15 protein-coding genes are annotated in these 18,055 nt (G+C 69.0%); 1 reads left to right on the forward strand and 14 read right to left on the reverse strand.

Annotation, left to right across the window (positions count from 1 at the left end; all coding sequences use genetic code 11):
• Nucleotides 1-21: 21 nt before the first annotated feature.
• From rpoB to rplJ, 14 genes are all read right to left on the reverse strand, one after another.
• A complete protein-coding gene (gene rpoB / locus DCI01S_RS06200; RefSeq protein ID WP_061228416.1) occupies nt 22-3,528 on the reverse strand; it encodes a DNA-directed RNA polymerase subunit beta in 3,507 nt (1,168 codons plus the stop codon).
• 418 nt (nt 3,529-3,946) lie between these two features.
• On the reverse strand, nt 3,947-4,618 hold the full coding sequence (locus tag DCI01S_RS06205; RefSeq protein WP_061228417.1) for a hypothetical protein: 672 nt from the start codon (nt 4,616-4,618) through the stop codon (nt 3,947-3,949).
• Between the two features lie 19 nt (nt 4,619-4,637).
• Nucleotides 4,638-5,327 carry an Rv1363c family protein gene (locus tag DCI01S_RS06210; protein WP_232302951.1) on the reverse strand — a complete coding sequence of 230 codons (690 nt, stop codon included), beginning with the start codon at nt 5,325-5,327 and terminating at the stop codon, nt 4,638-4,640.
• A 53-nt stretch (nt 5,328-5,380) separates the two neighbouring features.
• A complete protein-coding gene (locus tag DCI01S_RS06215; protein ID WP_061228419.1) occupies nt 5,381-6,625 on the reverse strand; it encodes an MCE family protein in 1,245 nt (414 codons plus the stop codon).
• Nucleotides 6,622-7,875: an MCE family protein gene (locus DCI01S_RS06220; RefSeq protein ID WP_061228420.1), complete on the reverse strand. Its 1,254-nt coding sequence runs from the start codon at nt 7,873-7,875 to the stop codon at nt 6,622-6,624. The genes DCI01S_RS06215 and DCI01S_RS06220 overlap by 4 nt, the downstream gene beginning before the upstream one ends.
• Nucleotides 7,872-9,101, reverse strand: coding sequence for an MCE family protein (locus DCI01S_RS06225; RefSeq protein ID WP_061228455.1), 1,230 nt, complete (start codon nt 9,099-9,101; stop codon nt 7,872-7,874). Before DCI01S_RS06225 ends, DCI01S_RS06220 begins: the two co-directional genes overlap by 4 nt.
• A complete protein-coding gene (locus DCI01S_RS06230; RefSeq protein ID WP_082767668.1) occupies nt 9,101-10,123 on the reverse strand; it encodes an MCE family protein in 1,023 nt (340 codons plus the stop codon). The genes DCI01S_RS06225 and DCI01S_RS06230 overlap by 1 nt, the downstream gene beginning before the upstream one ends.
• Nucleotides 10,120-11,211 (reverse strand): MCE family protein, encoded by a 1,092-nt coding sequence (locus tag DCI01S_RS06235; RefSeq protein WP_061228421.1) that lies wholly within the window; start codon nt 11,209-11,211, stop codon nt 10,120-10,122. Before DCI01S_RS06235 ends, DCI01S_RS06230 begins: the two co-directional genes overlap by 4 nt.
• Nucleotides 11,208-12,644 carry an MCE family protein gene (locus DCI01S_RS06240; protein ID WP_061228457.1) on the reverse strand — a complete coding sequence of 479 codons (1,437 nt, stop codon included), beginning with the start codon at nt 12,642-12,644 and terminating at the stop codon, nt 11,208-11,210. Before DCI01S_RS06240 ends, DCI01S_RS06235 begins: the two co-directional genes overlap by 4 nt.
• Nucleotides 12,641-13,450, reverse strand: coding sequence for an MlaE family ABC transporter permease (locus DCI01S_RS06245; protein ID WP_174521533.1), 810 nt, complete (start codon nt 13,448-13,450; stop codon nt 12,641-12,643). The genes DCI01S_RS06240 and DCI01S_RS06245 overlap by 4 nt, the downstream gene beginning before the upstream one ends.
• A gap of 48 nt (nt 13,451-13,498) precedes the next feature.
• A complete protein-coding gene (locus tag DCI01S_RS06250) occupies nt 13,499-14,329 on the reverse strand; it encodes an MlaE family ABC transporter permease (protein WP_061228423.1) in 831 nt (276 codons plus the stop codon).
• A 25-nt stretch (nt 14,330-14,354) separates the two neighbouring features.
• The gene (locus DCI01S_RS06255; RefSeq protein ID WP_061228424.1) at nt 14,355-15,521 is read right to left on the reverse strand and encodes an ABC transporter ATP-binding protein; all 1,167 of its coding nucleotides are present in this window, start codon (nt 15,519-15,521) and stop codon (nt 14,355-14,357) included.
• A gap of 210 nt (nt 15,522-15,731) precedes the next feature.
• Entirely contained in the window at nt 15,732-16,118 is a 387-nt protein-coding gene (gene rplL, locus DCI01S_RS06260; RefSeq protein ID WP_061228425.1) for a 50S ribosomal protein L7/L12, read from the reverse strand.
• A gap of 60 nt (nt 16,119-16,178) precedes the next feature.
• The gene (gene rplJ / locus DCI01S_RS06265) at nt 16,179-16,691 is read right to left on the reverse strand and encodes a 50S ribosomal protein L10 (RefSeq protein WP_061228426.1); all 513 of its coding nucleotides are present in this window, start codon (nt 16,689-16,691) and stop codon (nt 16,179-16,181) included.
• Nucleotides 16,692-17,030: 339 nt separating this feature from the next.
• Here rplJ and DCI01S_RS06270 point away from each other — a divergent pair, with 339 nt between their 5' ends.
• A complete protein-coding gene (locus tag DCI01S_RS06270; protein ID WP_061228427.1) occupies nt 17,031-18,014 on the forward strand; it encodes a diacylglycerol/lipid kinase family protein in 984 nt (327 codons plus the stop codon).
• Nucleotides 18,015-18,055: the final 41 nt, after the last annotated feature.

Consider the following 18,055-nt stretch of genomic DNA (forward strand, 5'->3'; position numbering starts at 1 on the left):
CGGCGGCTGCCGCCCTCCCGCCTACTGGGCCAGCTCGTCGGCCGCCGAGGACTCGTCGCGCGAGAGGTTGATCCCGAGGTTCGCGGCGGTACGGTCGAGGTCGTCGTCGTCACCCTCGCCCAGGGAGACCGCCTGGCCGTCGCTGGAGAGCACCTCGACGTTGAGGCACAGCGACTGCAGCTCCTTGAGGAGGACCTTGAAGGACTCCGGGATGCCCGGCTCGGGGATGTTCTCGCCCTTGACGATCGCCTCGTAGACCTTCACGCGGCCCACGACGTCGTCGGACTTGATGGTGAGCAGCTCCTGCAGCGTGTACGCCGCGCCGTAGGCCTGCATCGCCCAGCACTCCATCTCACCGAAGCGCTGGCCGCCGAACTGGGCCTTACCGCCGAGCGGCTGCTGGGTGATCATCGAGTACGGACCGGTCGAGCGGGCGTGGATCTTGTCGTCCACCAGGTGGTGCAGCTTGAGGATGTACATGTAACCCACGGCCACCGGGTACGGGAACGGCTCGCCGGAGCGGCCGTCGAACAGCGTCGCCTTGCCGTCGGCCTTGACCATCCGCTCACCGTCACGGTTCGGCAGGGTGCAGCCGAGCAGACCGGTGATCTCGGTGTCGGCCGCGCCGTCGAAGACGGGGGTCGCGGTGTTGGTGCCGGCCTCGACGTGGTGGATCTCCTCCGGCAGCTTGGTCGCCCAGTCGGGCAGGGAGCCGTCCGCCTCGCGCGGCACCTCCCAGCCCGCCTTGGCCAGCCAGCCGAGGTGGGTCTCCATGATCTGACCGATGTTCATACGACGCGGGACGCCGTGCGTGTTGAGGATGATGTCGACCGGCGTGCCGTCGGGCATGAACGGCATGTCCTCGGCGGGGAGGATCTTGCCGATGACGCCCTTGTTGCCGTGCCGGCCGGCGAGCTTGTCGCCGTCCTGGATCTTGCGCTTCTGCGCCACGTACACGCGCACCAGCTCGTTGACGCCGGGCGGCAGATCGTCGTCGTCGTCGCGCGAGAACACGCGCACACCGATGACCTTGCCGGACTCACCGTGGGGCACCTTGAGCGAGGTGTCGCGCACCTCGCGCGCCTTCTCTCCGAAGATCGCGCGCAACAGGCGCTCCTCCGGGGTCAGCTCGGTCTCGCCCTTCGGGGTGACCTTGCCGACCAGCACGTCGCCGTCGCGGACCTCGGCGCCGATGCGCACGATGCCGCGGTCGTCGAGGTCGGCGAGGACCTCGTCGGAGACGTTGGGGATGTCGCGGGTGATCTCCTCGGCGCCCAGCTTGGTGTCGCGGGCGTCGATCTCGTGCTCCTCGATGTGGATGGACGTGAGCACGTCCTCCTCCACGAGGCGCTGCGAGAGGATGATCGCGTCCTCGTAGTTGTGACCCTCCCACGGCATGATCGCCACGAGCAGGTTCTTGCCGAGCGCCATCTCGCCGTTCTCGGTGCAGGGGCCGTCGGCGAGGACCTGGCCGACCTCGACGCGGTCGCCCTCGTCGACGATCGGCTTCTGGTTGGAGCAGGTGCCCTGGTTGGAGCGCGCGAACTTGGACAGGCGGTACGTCTGACGACCGCCGTCGTCGTCCATGACGGTGATGAAGTCGGCCGAGACCTCCTCCACGATGCCCGGGTGGGTGTTCACGACGACGTCGCCGGCGTCGACGGCCGCACGCAGCTCCATGCCGGTGCCGACGAGCGGCGCCTCGGAACGTACGAGCGGCACGGACTGACGCTGCATGTTCGCGCCCATGAGGGCACGGTTGGCGTCGTCGTGCTCGAGGAACGGGATCATCGCGGTGGCGACGGAGACCATCTGCCGCGGCGAGACGTCCATGTAGTCGACGTCACCGGCCTCGACGACCTCGACGTCGCCGTGCTTCTTGCGGACGAGGATGCGTTCCTCGACGAAGCGACCCTCGGTGTCGATCTCCGAGTTGGCCTGCGCGACGACGTAGCGGTCCTCCTCGTCAGCCGTCAGGTAGTCCACCTGGTCGGTGACGACGCCGTCGACGACACGGCGGTACGGGGTCTCGATGAACCCGAACGGGTTGACGCGGGCGTACACCGAGAGTGAACCGATGAGACCGATGTTGGGACCCTCGGGGGTCTCGATCGGGCACATGCGGCCGTAGTGCGAGGCGTGGACGTCGCGGACCTCGAGGCCGGCGCGCTCACGCGAGAGGCCGCCGGGACCGAGCGCCGAGAGGCGACGCTTGTGCGTCAGGCCCGACAGCGGGTTGTTCTGGTCCATGAACTGCGACATCTGGGAGGTTCCGAAGAACTCCTTGAGCGCCGCGGTGATGGGCCGGATGTTGATCAGCGACTGCGGGGTGATCGCCTCGGAGTCCTGCGTTGTCATGCGTTCGCGGACGACGCGCTCCATGCGGGACAGGCCGACGCGGACCTGGTTCTGGATGAGCTCGCCGACGGTGCGCAGACGACGGTTGCCGAAGTGGTCGATGTCGTCGACCTCGACCGGCACCTCGCGGCCGCCGGCGACCTGCATGCTCGACTCGCCCGCGTGGAGGCGCACGAGGTACTCGATGGTCGCGGCGATGTCCTCGCGCGTGAGCGTGGTGGTGGCGTCGCCCTCCGGATCCGGCAGGCCGAGCTTGCGGTTGACCTTGTAGCGACCGACGCGGGCCAGGTCGTAGCGCTTCTCCTTGAAGAAGAGGTTCTCCAGGAGGGCCTCGGCGGACTCGCGGGTCGGCGGCTCGCCCGGGCGCAGCTTGCGGTAGATCTCCAGCAGGGCCTGGTCGGTGTCCTCGACCGTGTCCTTCTCCAGCGTGGACATCATGATCTCGGAGAAGCCGTAGCGCTCCTTGATCTCGGTGGTGGTCCAGCCCAGCGCCTTGAGCAGCACGGTGACCGACTGGCGACGCTTGCGGTCGATGCGCACGCCCACGGTGTCGCGCTTGTCGACGTCGAACTCGAGCCACGCGCCGCGCGACGGGATGACCTTGACGGAGTGGACGTCCTTCTCCGTGGACTTGTCGCGTGAACGGTCGAAGTACACGCCCGGCGACCGGACGAGCTGGGACACGACGACCCGCTCGGTGCCGTTGATGATGAACGTGCCCTTGTCGGTCATCATGGGGAAATCGCCCATGAAGACGGTCTGCGATTTGATCTCACCGGTCTCGGTGTTCTCGAACTCCGCGGTGACGAACAGGGGCGCCTCGTACGTGCGGTCCTTCTCGCGGCAGTCCTCGAGGGACGCCTTCACCTCTTCGAAGTACGGCTCCGAGAACGAGAGGGACATGGAGCCGGAGAAGTCCTCGATCGGGGAGATCTCCTTGAGGATGGACTCCAGACCTCCCTCGAGGTTCGTGGTACCGCGCGAGGCGGCCCTCTGCTGCCACTCCTCCGAACCGATGAACCACTCGAACGACTCCGTCTGGAGGTCGAGCAGCCCCGGGACCGGCAACGGCTCGGAGAGCTTCGCGAACGAGACTCTCCGGGGCGCACCGGGAACGGTGGAGACTGACGTGGTCTGGCGGGAGACTGCCAAGATGGGTCCTTCCAGCACCTCACGTGATCACCACGGGCGGTGACCACAGATGTATCTGCGAGCGGTCCGCCGACGGTTATCCCCCCAGGTCCGCGACCGGATGGAAGGCTCGGAGATCGCCCGGGGAAACCGGGGACGAGCCGTCACGGACGGACGAGTGGGCAAATAGCAGCCAGCGCAACGACCTAATCTAGTGGAAGGCGGCGACAAAGTCCAGCCTTCGACGGGAAAGCCCCGGAGGCTGCTCATATACGCGGCGCGTCGTCCGTCTCTGCGCTGGTTGCCCTCGTGGCTCTCGCCTCATCGGCCCCCGGTCGGGACGTCGCGCCCGGGCGGTGTGGATCACGCCCGACGCTCCTAAAGGGTGACGGGTGAAAGCCCGTTCGTCAAGGATCCGACTCGGTCGGGTCTCTGATCGGTGCTCGCACAGGCTCCGTCAGGAGGGGAGGTCGGGGATCCTGGAGAGCTTCCACACGCCGTCGACCTTGTCGAGGCCGACGAGGTACGTGCCGCTGGTACTGCCGGCGGCCGCGCCGTCGCGGCTCATGGACACGTCCTGGACCAGCAGGACCTCGGCCTTGTCGCCCTGCAGGTAGGACAGGCCCGCCTCACGGACGAGCGCGTCGACGGTGGTCGCGGTCTGCTCGTAGCTGTCCCGTAGAGCGGGCCAGTTCCGCTCGAGCTCCTCCACGAGCCCCGGGGTGAGGAACTCCTCGAGCGAGGCGTGGTACTCGTCGAGTTTCTCGTGGTCGATCGCCACGAGCCGCTGCACGTTGGTCGTCGCGGCGGCGAGGACCTCCTCGGTGGCCTGCTGGTCCACGAACGCCCGGTTCTCGACCGAGACGCCGGGTTCGGTCGCCAGGAACGCCCCCGCGGCGCCGGCGACCAGACCGACCGCCACGGCGGCGGACGCGAGGACGACCCCGGAGGGACGACGACGAGGCGTGCGCTCCCCCGTGTCCCCGCCCGCCGCCGCGTCGTGCGCTACGTCCGGGGCGGGGTCCGCCGGGCCGGCGGTGGTCTCGGCCCGGGTCGGCCCGGAGTGCCCGGCGAGGCGTCGCCGGGCCTGCGGGGTGGCCTGCTTCTGGGTTCTCTTGATGGGTGGCATCAGTTCTTCCCGCCCTTCGTCATCGGCCGGCGGTGGTGGTCGGCGCCGGGGTGGTCTCCTCCGCCTCCGGCGCGTCGTCGCTCCCCTGCTCCCCGGCGGCCGCCTCGGGCACCGCCAGGCCCTGCACCGACCGGCTGGACTGACCGACGGGGACGGTCACGCCGACCTGGTTGACCGCGTCGGCCTTCCACTGCCCCTCGACGCGGGTGAGATCGACACGCATGGCCTGGCGGCCCGTGATGTCGTCCTGGCCCTCCCGCTCGGAGTGCGCGGTGAACACGACCAGCACGGCGGCGTCGCCGGCGCCCCGGTCGAGGGTCTCGACCGCGGTGTGGGAGACGGTGGCCGTGGTGACCGCCTTCTGCTCCACCACGCGTGTGCGCACGTCCTGCGCCCACTGCTCCTGCTCCGCGAGGAAATCGCCCGTCGAGGCCGCGGCGAGCTGCTCGAGCGAGTCGTCCACGTCGCGGTGGTCGAAGCTGAACGCGTTGATGATCACCTGCGCGGCCGTCTCGGCGACCTCCTCGCGCTCCTGCGCCACCTGGTGCGCGGATCGCGCCTGGAGGTATCGCGTCCCCCCGACACCGAGCACCGCGAGCCCGGCCACCAGCACGACGACGGCCACGACGGCCATCCAGACGGGGACGCCGGCCCGCGTGCGGTCGGTCGCGGCGGGCGCGGGGTCCTCGTCCGTCGGCTGCGAACTCATGGCGGCGACGGTACCGGACGAGCGTCCTGACGGGTGATCCCCCGGTCGCCCCGTCACCGTGGGATCAGCCCCTGGAGGACGGCGAGCTGCTCGGCGGCCACGGACAGGTTGAGGCGGTCCGGGTCGATCTTCGGTGTACTGTCCCAGGGCTGCGGGACGTCGGGGTGTGCGTATTCCACCCGGTCGGCGCCGCGGACGGCCGTCGGACTGCCGAACGGCACCGTGCAGCGCGCCTCGTAGTTGGGCGGGAAGTCCTGCTCCAGCGGGTCGAAGGACGGGTCCTGCGCCTTGAGCTGCTCGATGATCTCGTAGGTCCTTTCGTAGCCCTGCGTACAGGGTGTGGGATTGTCCATTTCCAGTACCAGGCCGAAGTGGATGGTCCCGTCGCCCGGTGCCACGGACAGACCGCCCGCGGACAGTGCGGGCAGCAGCTGCAGCAGCACCACGAACGACGGCGCCAGCGGATCGACGGTCTTCATGGTGGTGGACAGGTTGCCCACCGCCCGGGTGAGGGGCTCGCCCGAGTTGTCGATCAGTGCACGGGTCTCGTCGGCGAACTCCGGGGCGGTGGAGATGAGCCGCTCGAGGTCCGAATCGGAGTCCCGCAGGGCCTCGGTCACGGTCCGCAGATCACGCGAGAAGCTGACGATCTCCCCGGACTGGTCGGCCTGGGTGTCGAGCACCGTCGCCCCGTCCCGGATGAGCGCCTGCAGCTGCGGCATAGTGCGGATCCCCTCCTCGGAGAGACGGATGAGCGAGTCCGACAGCCGCTGGAGCTGTGGCCCGCGGCCCTCGAAGGCGTCGCCGAGTTCGTCGACCATGACCTCGAGGTCGTCCAGCGGGACCGAGCGGGACAGGTCGTCGACCGAGGCCAGGAGGTCCTCGACGCGCACGGGCAGCGCTTCGCTGCCTGCCGTGATGACGTCGCCGTCCTGCAGGTGCGGCTCGGTGTAGCTGTTGGGCCTGAGGTCCACGAACTGCTCGCCGATCGCCGAGCGGTTGGCGACCACGGCCATCGTGTCGGCGGGAATCCCCGGGGCGTCGGAGTCGAGATCGAGTTCGACGCGCACCCCGCCGTCGGTCAGCGTCAGCTCCCCGACGCGCCCGACGGCGGTCCCACGGTAGTTGACTGCCGCGTTGGTGAACACGCCGCCGGTGTCCGGCAGGTCGAGGTAGACCTTGTACTGCCCGATTCCCAGCAGGGACGGCAGTCGGACGTAGTTGGCGCCGACATAGGCGATACCCACCGCTGCTATCACGCAGAAGGCGATGAGCTGGGTTCTCAGTGTCTTGCTCATCGGTATCCGGGCTCCCCTGGTTCGGGCAGGTAGTTCTCGGAGAACTCCGAGGTCCCCGGCGCGGGCCTGGGCTCGACGGCCCGGTCCATGACGGGTGGTACCGGCAACAGCGGCAGGACGATGGTGGTCCTCCGGTCCGGGCCGTTGTCGCCCTCCCACGGGTTGCCGGGGTCGACGTTGTACGGCCCTCTTGTGGTGGTCGGACGCAGCGGGACCGGGTCACCCTGGTTCGCGCCGAGGTTGCGGAGTGTCTCGGAGATGGTCGCGTCGATCGACAGGAACACGTTGGCCGAGCCACCGATGGTCGAGCGGATCGACGAGTCGGGGAACGGGAACGTGGGCACGAAGCCGGTGAGCTCGATGAGGTCCGGCGTCGACTCACCGAGGTACTGCAGCACGGGCCGGAGGGCGCGCAGGTCGGCGATGAGGTCCTCACGACTGGTGAGCAGGATGTCGGACCCGACCTGGCCCAGGGCGTCGATGCGACGCAGCATCTCCACCAGCTGCGGCCGCTGCTCCTCGAGGACCGCGACGCCGGCGGGGAGCTCGTCGAGTGCGGCCTGGATCTGTTCGCGCTGATCGTTGGCCCGGGCGGTCATGAGGTTGACGCCCTCGAGCGCGGCGGTGATGCTGTCGCGCTGCCGGTTGAGCCCGGCGATGAGCTCGTCGGCGGACCGGAGCGTCTCGGTGAGTCCGTCCTCTCGCCCGTCGGTGGCCTTGCGCAGTTCGGCGACGATCGGCTGCAGCTGGTCGACACCGCCGCCGTTGAGCAACAGCGACAGGGCGCCGAGGACCTGCTCGATGTCCGTGGCGGTCCGGGTGTTGGACGTGGAGATGACGTCCCCGTCCGCGAGCCGACCGGTGGGCGGCTCGTCCTCCGGCGGGGTGAGCTGGACGAACTTCTCACCCAGCAGGTTGGTCTGCTGGATGGACGCCTCCGTGTTGGCGGGCAGCTCCAGGTCGTCACGCAGGACGATGTCGACCTGGGCCGTCCAGCCGTCCTCGGCCAGCGAGATCCCGGTCACGCGCCCGGCGTCGAGTCCGTTGACCTTCACGGTGGACTGCAGCACCAGATCGAGCACGTCGTCGAACCTGATCGAGACATCCATGGGGTCGTCACCGACGTCGGCGCCCCCGGGCAGCGTGTAGTCCTCGAGGTTCATCGAACAGCCGGCGGCCACGGCCGCGACGAGGGCGGCCGCGCCCAGCGCGCGGCCCGCGCGGCCCGCCGGATTGAGCTGTCGCCTCATCCCCGTCCCCCTTCGGAAGCGGGCGTCATGGGCCACCCGCGGTTGCCCTCGACCGTCCCCGGCACCGGGATGGACTGCTTCATCTCGCCGGCGAGGATGCCGAGCGGCAGATCCGGGTTGGACGTGCGCAGTTCCTGGTTGCGCTGGGGCGCGAGCGCCTCGCACGCCTGGATGTCGGCGCGACGGAGGTTGTCCAGCTCCTGGAACAGTTCGTTGCCCGGGTTGAGCCGGCCCAGCTTCATGATCTGGCACAGGATGCCGGCCGGGTTCTGCTTCTCGGGGATGTTCGGGCGCATCGACAGGGTGCCGGACTCCGCGTCGTAGGCGTTGATGAGGTTGGCCAGCGCCAGGGGCGCGGTCTTGAGGATCTCCTCGAGGTCGTCACGCTGGTCGGCGGTGATCTGGCTGATCGTCACCAGGCGGTCGGCGTTGCTGCGGATCACGTCCTGGTTGTCCCGCACGAGACGCGCGACGTCGGCCAACGCGTAGCTCAGTTCGCCCAGCGCACCCTGGAGGTCCTCACGCTGCCCGGCCACCGTCTGGTTGAAGGAGGCCATCTGGGAGTTGAACTCGCGCACCTGGGCGTCGTTCTCCGCCAGCATGGTGACGAAGGACTGCAGGTTGACCACGGTCTCGCTGATGTCCTGGCTCGAGTCGGCCAGTGTCGTCGCGGCGCGGGACAGTTCGTCGATCGAGCGCCCCAGGGCGGCACCGTTGTCGGCGAGGGTGTCGGCGGAGGTGGCGACGAAGCGGTCGAGGGCACCGTCGCGGTTCGCGCCGTCGGGGCCGAGCGCCTCGGTGAGGTCCTTGACCGACGCGTACAGCTTGTCGACCTCGACGGGCGTCGCCGTCCGCTCGATCGGGATGTGCGCGCCCGACTCCATGATCGGGCCGCCCGAGTACGCCGGGACGATCTGGATGTTGCGGTCCGGGATCACCGAGGGGGTGACCTGGACGGCCTTGGCGCCGGCGGGGAGGTCGATGCCTCTGCGCACGTGGAGGCGCACCTCGACGGTGTCACCCATGGGGGTGACCTCTTCGACCGATCCGACCGTCACGCCGAGGATGCGGACGTCGGTGCCCTCGGAGATGCCCACCGCGGACGGGAACGTCGCGGTGATGGTGGTGCGCCCGAGTCGGGTCACCGCGAGGTAGGTGACGGCGACGACCGCGACGACGACGACGAGGAGCAACGCCACCAGCCAGTACGGCAGCTTCTTGTGCATCACTTGATCCCACTCTGTCGGGCCGGCGTCCGGGCGCCCGGGTAGAAGGGCGGTTCCGGCGCTCCCGGCGGGATGAGGTTGGTGACCACGGAGTCGAACCACCGGCCGGTGCCCAGCATGTTGGCGTACAGCCGGTAGAAGGGCGCGAGGTTGTGGATGGACTTCTTGAGGTCCTCCTCGTGGTCGGTGAGGATCTCCAGCGCGGAGTCGAGACTGTCGAGCGTCGGGCCGAACTTCGCCTCGTTGTCCGCCACGAACAATCGCAGCTCGGTCGACAGACCGCGGGTCGACGCCAGGACCAGTTTGAGGGTCTCCGCGCGCTCGTTGAGCTCGCCGAGCAGCTGACCGGTGCCGATGATGAGCCGGCGGAAGTCGTCGTTGCGCTCGGCGAGGATCCGCGAGCTCGTCCGGGTGGCCTCGAGCAGCTGCCGCAGTTCGGCGTCCCGGCTGGAGATGGTCTGGGACAGCCGCGCGACGCCGTCGACCGCGCCGCGGAACTCCTCGGGTGAGGCCTGCATCGCGTCGGTGAGGGTGTCCAGACTCTCCGCCAACTTGACGTCGTCGATCTCGTCGAGCGTCTCGGCCGCGGAGGAGAACGCCGTGACCACGTCGTACGGGGCCACCGTCCGTTCGAGCGGGATCGGTTCGGACCGGTTCAGCTCGCCCGTCCCCGCGGGGTCGAGCGCGAGGAACTTCTGCCCCAGGACGGTCTTGACCTGGATGCTCGCCCGGGTGTCGTCGCCGAGCCAGGCGTCCTCGGCCCGGAAGCCCACGAGTACCTTGTCTCCCTCGAGCTCGACGTCGGTGACCACGCCCACCTTGATTCCGGCGACGCGGACCTCGTTGCCGCCGGTGAGACCCGCCGCCTCGGAGAAGTAGGCCTCGTACTTCGGCCCCGCCCCGACGATGGGCAGGGCGTCCAGTCGGAAGGAGCCGAGCGTGAGCACGAGGATCGTGATCACGCCGATCGCCCCGATGGTGGCGTTACCGAACCGGGGCTCGCCCGGCTTGCGCCTGCTCACGGGATCCCTCCTTCATGGCATCGCGGTGCGACGTTGGTGTACAGGACGTGGTTGAGCGTGGGTCCTCCGCTCGGCAGCAGGTTCGGCACGTTGTTACCCGGGCCGTGTACTAGGTCGGCGCCGCACAGATAGAACTGGAACCAGGAACCGAACGAACCCATCCGGATGAGGTTGTCGGTCTTGAGCGGCATGTTCGTGAGGACCTCGCTGAGCTTCTCCTCGTTGTTGGCGAGATTGTCGGTGACCAACTTGAGGTGGTCTAGCGACTCGGTGACGGCCGGCCGCGTCCCGGTGACGACGTTCTCGGCCGAGGACGTCAGATCCGCCATCGACTCGAGCGAACCGCCGATGGCGTCCCGCTCGGCGGCCAATCCCTCGACGAGCTGCCTGGTGGTCACCACGAGTTGCTGGAACTGGACGTCACGCTCGTTGATCGTCTCGAGCACCCTGGTGAGGTTGTCGATGACCTCCCCGATCACCTGATCGCGGTCGGCCAGGTGGTTGGTGAGCTGGCCGGTCTGACGGACGAGGTTCGTCACCGTGCCACCCTCGCCCTGCAGGACCCGCACCAGCGAGTCGGCGAGGGCGTTGACGTCCTCGGGCTGCAGGGTGGTGAACAACGGCCGGAAGCCGTTGAACAGGGCGGTGAGGTCGACGGCGGGCGACGTCTTCTCGATGGGGATGGTGGTGCCCTCGGGAAGAGTCGGCTGGACCGGCCCCGGTTCGCGCGAGATGTTCATGTACCGCTGGCCGATCATGTTGCGGAACCGGAGGCTGAGGTGGACGTTAGCCGGCAGGGTGCGGTCACCGGCGAGGGTGAAGTACACCTTGGCCTGGTCGCGCTCGTGGATCTCGAAGTCGGTCACGTGCCCCACCACCACTCCCGCGATCCGGACGTCGTCACCCTCCTCGACCATGGTCGCGTCGGAGAAGATCGCGGAGTACTCGGTGCCCTTCTCGCGAGTACCGCCCCGGATGGTCGTGGCGAGGACGGTCGACAGCAGACCGGTGACCACGATGAAGATGACGAGCTTGACGAACGAGGACAGCAGGCCCCCGCGGAACAGCGCTCCGAGTCTGGTCTTCACTCGAACGCCACCTCCGTCCCGCGGAGTGCCGGGGCGCCGAGGGCACCGACCCAGCCCGGGATCTCGGCAGCGTCACGGGCGGAGGCGACGCCGTAGACCGTGCGGACGGTGTCGGTCTCCAGCGGGGACCCGGCGTAGGCCATGGCCATGACATCCGCGTCCCGTCCGGCGGTCACGGTCGACGGGAACGGACGGTTCGGCTGCTCGGGCACCGCGCGTCCGGGTGCCGCGGGGACGGAGCCCCTGCTGCGGAGCGCCGGGACCGGACCGTCGAGGTCCAGTGGGTTGGGCAAGGTCGGCATGCTCTGCGGGCCGGGATTACGCGACGGCGGCTGGAACGCGCCGTCGGCGATCGCCCCGCCGGGGGCCATGGGAAAGATGTCGGGCTCCTGGGCCGGTTCGTAGCAGCGCGGACCGCGAGTGTCGAAGAACCGCGGCTCGTCCTGGTTGGGCACGTACCGCCCCTTCGGGTTCACCACCTCTATGGTCACCCGGATGCCGGGGTGCGGGTCCCCCACGCCGAGGATCGCATCGGAGCGGTCCAGGGCGACCATGAAGTTCTCGACGGTGCACGGCAGGGCCGGCGAGTACTCGGCGAGGTACTCCAGCGAGGTCCGCGAGTCGGCCGCCAGGGCGATGAGGTCCGTGCGGTTGTTGGCCAGGAAACCGGTGAGCACCTCGGCGGAGGTGCTGATGCGCTGCAGTCCGTCCGCGATGTCGGTGCGTCGCTGGATGACCGTGTCGCCGGTGGTCCGCAGGGCGTCGAGGGCGTGGACGAGATCCGGCAGCGCCTCGGAGTACGTCTGGGAGAAGGTCGCGAGGTCCTGCAACCCGGACTCCAGGGCGGGCATCTCCTCGGAGATGCCCTCGAAGACCCGGCCGATCTCCACCAGGCTCGCCCCGATCTCGTCGCCTCGGCCGGCCAGCGCCTGGTTGAGCGCGCCGAGGGTGCCGGCGAGCTTCTGCGGGGGCACGGCCTCGAGCACGGGCAGCAACCCGTCGAGGACCCGGCCGAGCTCGACCGCGTTACCCCGCGTGTCCTGCTCGATGGTGTCGCCCGGTTCGAGCGCGCCCGTCGGCGTGTCGGGGAAGCCGAGGTCCACGTAGCGCTCGCCGAACAGCGTCTTGGGCAGGAGCCTGCCGCTGATGTTGGCCGGGAGCTGGCCCATGAAGTCCGGATCGAACTCCATGTTCACGCGCACCTGGTCGCCGTCGGGCTCGACCCCGGAGACCCGTCCGACGAGGACTCCGCGGGCCTTGACGTCCGCGTCCACGGGCAATGAGTAGGCCATGTCGTCGGTGACCATGGTGACGCTGTCGGACGCGGTGAATGCGCGGTTGTAGATCGCGACCGTGGTCGCGACGAACGCCACGACGATGACGACGAACAGGGTCGCCAGGAGTCGCTTGCGTGTCGATGACATCTCGTTCATCCGGCCACCCGCACCGTCGTGGTCGTGCCCCACAGGGCGAGTCCGACGAAGAAGTTGAGGATGGCCACCACGACGATCGTGGTGCGTACCGCGCGACCGACCGCGACGCCCACGCCGGCCGGTCCGCCGGTGGCGGTGAACCCGTAGTAGCAGTGGATCATCACCAGGACGAACGCGAAGATGATGACCTTGACGAAGGAGTAGATCACGTCTTCGGGCGGCAGGAAGAGATGGAAGTAGTGGTCGAAGGAGCCCGTCGACTGCCCCTGGACCATCGTGTTGACGCCCCGGGTGGCGAGGTAGGACGACAGCAGACCGACCACATAGAGCGGGATGACCGCGATGAACCCGGCGATGATCCGGGTGGTCACCAGGTACGGCACGCTGGGGATCGCCATCACCTCGAGGGCGTCGATCTCCTCCGAGATGCGCATGGCCCCGAGCTGGGCGGTGAACCCGCATCCGACGGTGGCGGACAGCGCGAGTGAGGCCACCAGCGGCGCGACCTCACGGGTGTTGACGTAGGCCGACAGGAAGCCGGTGAGCACCGAGCTGCCGATCTGATCCAGGGCGGCGTAACCCTGGAGCCCCACGACCACGCCGGTGAAACCGCTCATCATGACGATCACGCCGATGGTCCCGCCGAGGACGGCGAGCACGCCCACTCCGAAGGTCACCTCGGCGATGAGCCTCAGAACCTCTTTGCGGTAATGGACGATCGTCTGCGGGATCCACCGGATCGCGCGCAGGTGGAAGGCGAGCTGGTCGCCGAGCGAGTCGAACGAGGCTATGGGGCCGCGGATCATGGCCCGGATCCGGGCCCGGGTGGGGCCGACGTCGGTGTGGATCGCCATCTACGACCCCTTCGGCGGGACGATCTGCAGGTACATCGCCGTGAGGATGAGGTTGGCGAAGAACAGCAGGAGGAAGGTCAGGACCACGCCCAGGTTGACGGCGTCGCCGACCCCCTTGGGACCGCCCTTGGGGTTCATGCCGCAGTAGGACGAGACCACTCCGGCGATGAGCCCGAAGACGAGGGCCTTGAGCGACGACATGATGAAGTCGGGCAGCTGGGCGAGCGCCCCGAACGACATGAGGTACGCGCCGGGCGTGCCGCCCTGCAGCAGGATGTTGAACACGTAGCCGCCGGCGATGCCGACGATCGAGACGAGTCCGTTGAGCAGGACGGCGATCAGCATCATGCCCAGCACGCGGGGGACCACGAGTCGCTGGACCGGGTCGATCCCCAGCACCCGCATCGCGTCGAGTTCCTCGCGGATGGTGCGGGCGCCGAGGTCGGCGGCGACCGCGGACCCCGCCGCGCCGGCAATGAGCAGCGAGGTCACCAGCGGCGCCCCCTGCTGCACGACGGCGAGGACGCCGGTGGCCCCGGTGTAGGCCTCCGCCCCGAGCTGCTGGACCAGCGAACCCGTCTGCATCGCGACGACCGCGCCGAACGGGATCGCCACGAGCGCCGACGGCAGGATCGTCACCGAGGCGATGAACCAGGACTGCCCGATGAACTCACGGAACTGGAACGGTCGTCTGAAAATTCCCCGCAGCACCTCGAGGAAGAGTCGGAACACCTTGCCGGCCTCGCCGAACGCGGTGCGGACGCCACCGCCGACATCCGACGGCGACACCCCTGTTCTTCTCTCTGGCTGCTGGGTCGTGCCCTCCGCCATGTATTCTCCCCCGACCTCTCCTGCCTCAGTGCTGACCGGAACCGTAGTGGTCGTCGAGCCCCGACGGGCTCGCACCTCCCGGCGTGGCGGCGTGTGCGGGGGTCGTGGCGGGCTCTGCAGCGGTGGTCGCAGAGTCGGCGTGGGCCGACTCCGCGGGCACGGAATCCTGGGTGTGGGCGGCGGCGGTCGAGCGTCCGTTGCCGTGCCCACGGGCGGCCCACTCCGTCCGGATGGCCTCCCGGGCCTCGGGCGGAAGGGCGTCGAGCATCTCGGCGACCCGCTTCTCGCGGCGGAGTTCGCCCTGACGCTGCGGGCTGCCGGGGGTCGGCTGCATCTGCGGCGGAACGCCCTTGACCTCGTCCTCGCCCGGGGAGCCGTCGTTGTGGCCGGCCTCGGCGTGAGCCTGCTCCTGGCGCATCTGCGCGTCGTCCTTCTCTTCGGACATGCCGATGGGCCCGAGCTTCGATCCGCGCAGGAACTGGCGGACCGACGGCTCCTCGCTGGTGAGCAGCACCTCACGCGGGCCGAACATCACGAGGTTCTTGCGGTAGAGCATGCCCAGGTTGTCGGGGACCGTGCGCGCGAGGTTGATGTTGTGCGTCACGATGAGGATCGTGGCGTCGATCTGCGCGTTGATGTCGATCAACAGCTGCGCGAGGTACGTCGTGCGGACCGGGTCGAGGCCCGAGTCGGGCTCGTCGACGAGGATGATCTCCGGGTCGAGCACCAGCGCGCGGGCGAGGCCGGCCCGCTTCCGCATACCGCCGGAGATCTCGCCCGGCAACTTGCCCTCGGCACCGGTCAGACCGGTGAGCTCGAGCTTCTCCATGACGATGTCGCTGATCTCGGACTCGGGCTTTCGGGTGTGCTCGCGCAGGGGGAACGCCACGTTGTCGTAGAGGTCCATGGAGCCGAACAGCGCGCCGTCCTGGAAGAGGACGCCGAACAGCTTGCGGATCTCGTAGAGCTCCTTGGCGGTGCACTGCAGGATGTCCGTGCCGTCGATGATGATCTTGCCGCGCTCGGGCCGCAGCAGGCCGATGAGCGATTTGAGGAAGACGGACTTACCGGTGCCCGACGGGCCGAGGAGCGCACTGACCTCACCCTCGGGGAGGGTGAACGAGACGTCCTCCCAGATCTTCTGCGAACCGAAGGACTTGGTCAGCCCCTCGACGGAAACCTCGACACCCACGGCAACCACTCCTCACTGCAGCCATCATCTGTGGCCACGGTCACTGTAAGCTACCGCTCCGTAGGCGTGCGGTGTTACATGGCCCGGAAAAGTGTTCCGCTCGGATCGTCGAGAGTGCTCGTGGGCGTGGGGATGTGCCGGTCGTACAGACGCCACAGGGGCGGCCCGGCGATGTCGCCGGGCCGCCCCTGTGGACGGTGGTGCGTCAGGTCACTTGAGGGTGACGGTGGCACCGGCCTCTTCGAGCTTGGTCTTGGCGGCCTCGGCGGCCTCCTTGTCGGCCTTCTCGATGATCGCCTTGGGGGCGGACTCGACGAGGTCCTTGGCCTCCTTGAGGCCCAGGCCCGACACGATCTCGCGCACGACCTTGATCACGCCGATCTTCTTGTCGCCGGCCGACTCCAGGACGACGTCGAACTCGTCCTGCTCGGCGGCGGCCTCGCCACCGGCAGCCGGGGCGCCGGCGGCGGCGACGGCGACCGGAGCGGCCGCGGTGACCTCGAAGGTGTCCTCGAACAGCTTCACGAACTCGGAGAGCTCGAGAAGAGTCATCTCCTTGAAGGCCTCGAGCAGCTCGTCGTTGCTGAGCTTCGCCATGGTGGCGTCCTTTCTGTTGGTCCCGGTGCCGTCAGACGGCCCGGAAGCATGTGGGGTGGATCAGTTCTTCTTGTCCTGGAGCGCCGCGAACAGACGTGCCAGCTGCGAGGCGGGCGCGTTGAACAGGCCGGCGGCCTTGGCCTGGTTGCCCTTGAGGGCACCGGCCATCTTCGCGAGCAGGACCTCGCGGGACTCGAGCTCGGCGATCTTGTCGAGCTCGTCGGCGGACAGCGGGGCGCCGTCCATGACGCCGCCCTTGATGACGAGCGCCTTGTTGTCCTTGGCGAAGTTCTTGAGCGCCTTGGCGGCGTCCACGACCTCACCGGTGACGAACGCGATGGCGGTGGGACCGGACAGGAGGTCGTCGAGACCCTCGACTCCGGCTTCCTCGGCCGCACGCTTGACCAGGGTGTTCTTGGCCACGGTGTACGTGGCCGCGTCACCCAGCGTCTTGCGCAGCTCGGTCACCTGGGGAACGGAGAGTCCGCGGTACTCGGTGACCACGGCGGTGGAGGAGTTCTGGAAGTGCTGCTTGATCTCCTCGACGGCCTGGACCTTTGCGGGCTTTGCCATGTTTCGCCTCCTTTCTGCATCATCTCGCCCGGGAGAGACACGAACGCCCCGTGCGCAGGTGGCACGGGGCGCGGAGGAGGCGGGCCCGCGGGCGCGCTGTCGTCTACGCTGACCGGTGTTCTCCTGCGCGGGCCGTCCGGGCGCTCCCGGACCCTTCGACCACCCCCGGCGGGAATGGCGACCTGCGGTCTTCGGTGAAACTTGATCAGGCGCCCGGGGGCCTGGACCTCCGAGCGTTCAAACTTCGGACCCAAGGGTATAGGCGGCGGACGCCGCATACCAAATCGCCCGGGCCGGCCGCGAATGGCGGCAAGTCCGGCTTTCTGACAGATTGGTCCCGTGTCTCCAGCCTCCTCCCGCCTCGCCGTCGTCTATAACCCCACCAAGGTCGGAGTCGACGAGGTGCGCCGTCGCGCCACGGCACGGGCGTCCCGGCACGGGTGGACCGACCCCGTCTTCCTCGAGACCACGGAGGACGACCCCGGCACCGGTCAGGCCGCCGAGGCGGCGGCGCAGGGCGCCGGGCTGGTGATCGCGTGCGGCGGCGACGGCACCGTGCGCTCGGTCGCACAGGGACTGATCGGCACCACGGTGCCGATGGGCGTGGTCCCCCTCGGCACCGGCAACCTGCTGGCCCGGAATCTCGACATCCCCCTGGACGACGTCGACCGCGCGCTGCGGGTGGCCATGACCGGACGCAGCCGCGCCATCGACATCGGCGAGGTCCGCTACACGGACGGCGAGGGCGACTCCCACGACGACGTGTTCCTGGTGATGCTCGGTGCCGGGATGGACGCCGACATGATCGCCGGCACAGACGACGACCTCAAGGCGCGGGTGGGCTGGCTCGCCTACGTGGGCGCCTTCGCCTCCACCCTGCTGCGCGGCCACAGGATCAGGGTGGACTACTCCCTCGACGACGGCCCGCGGATCCAGACCCGCGCGAGGACCCTGCTCGTGGCGAACTGCGGGATGCTGCAGGCGGGGATGGTGCTGCTGCCGGACGCGGTGATCGACGACGGCCTGCTGGACGTGATGGCCCTGCGCGCGAAGGGCGCGATCGGGTGGGCCAAGGCCGGCGCGGTCCTCGCGCAACACACCGTCCGCCACCGCCTCAGCGCGCTGCGCCGCGGCGGCGGTTCGTCCCACGAGCCCGAGCGTCACGAGACCCGCCCGGTGGACTTCCGCCAGGGCGTGAGTGTCACCGCGCGCATCCTCGAGAAGCCGGCCGCGTTCCAGATCGACGGCGAGGACTGCGGAACAGTCGCCGAGTTCTCCGCCCGGATCAAGCGGAGGGGCCTCGCGGTACGCGTCGCGTACTGAACGCGCCGCCGGGCCTCGGACGCGCATCAGGGGTCCCGACG

This window comes from Dietzia cinnamea NBRC 102147, assembly GCF_001571065.1.
Taxonomy (GTDB): Bacteria; Actinomycetota; Actinomycetes; order Mycobacteriales; family Mycobacteriaceae; genus Dietzia; species Dietzia cinnamea.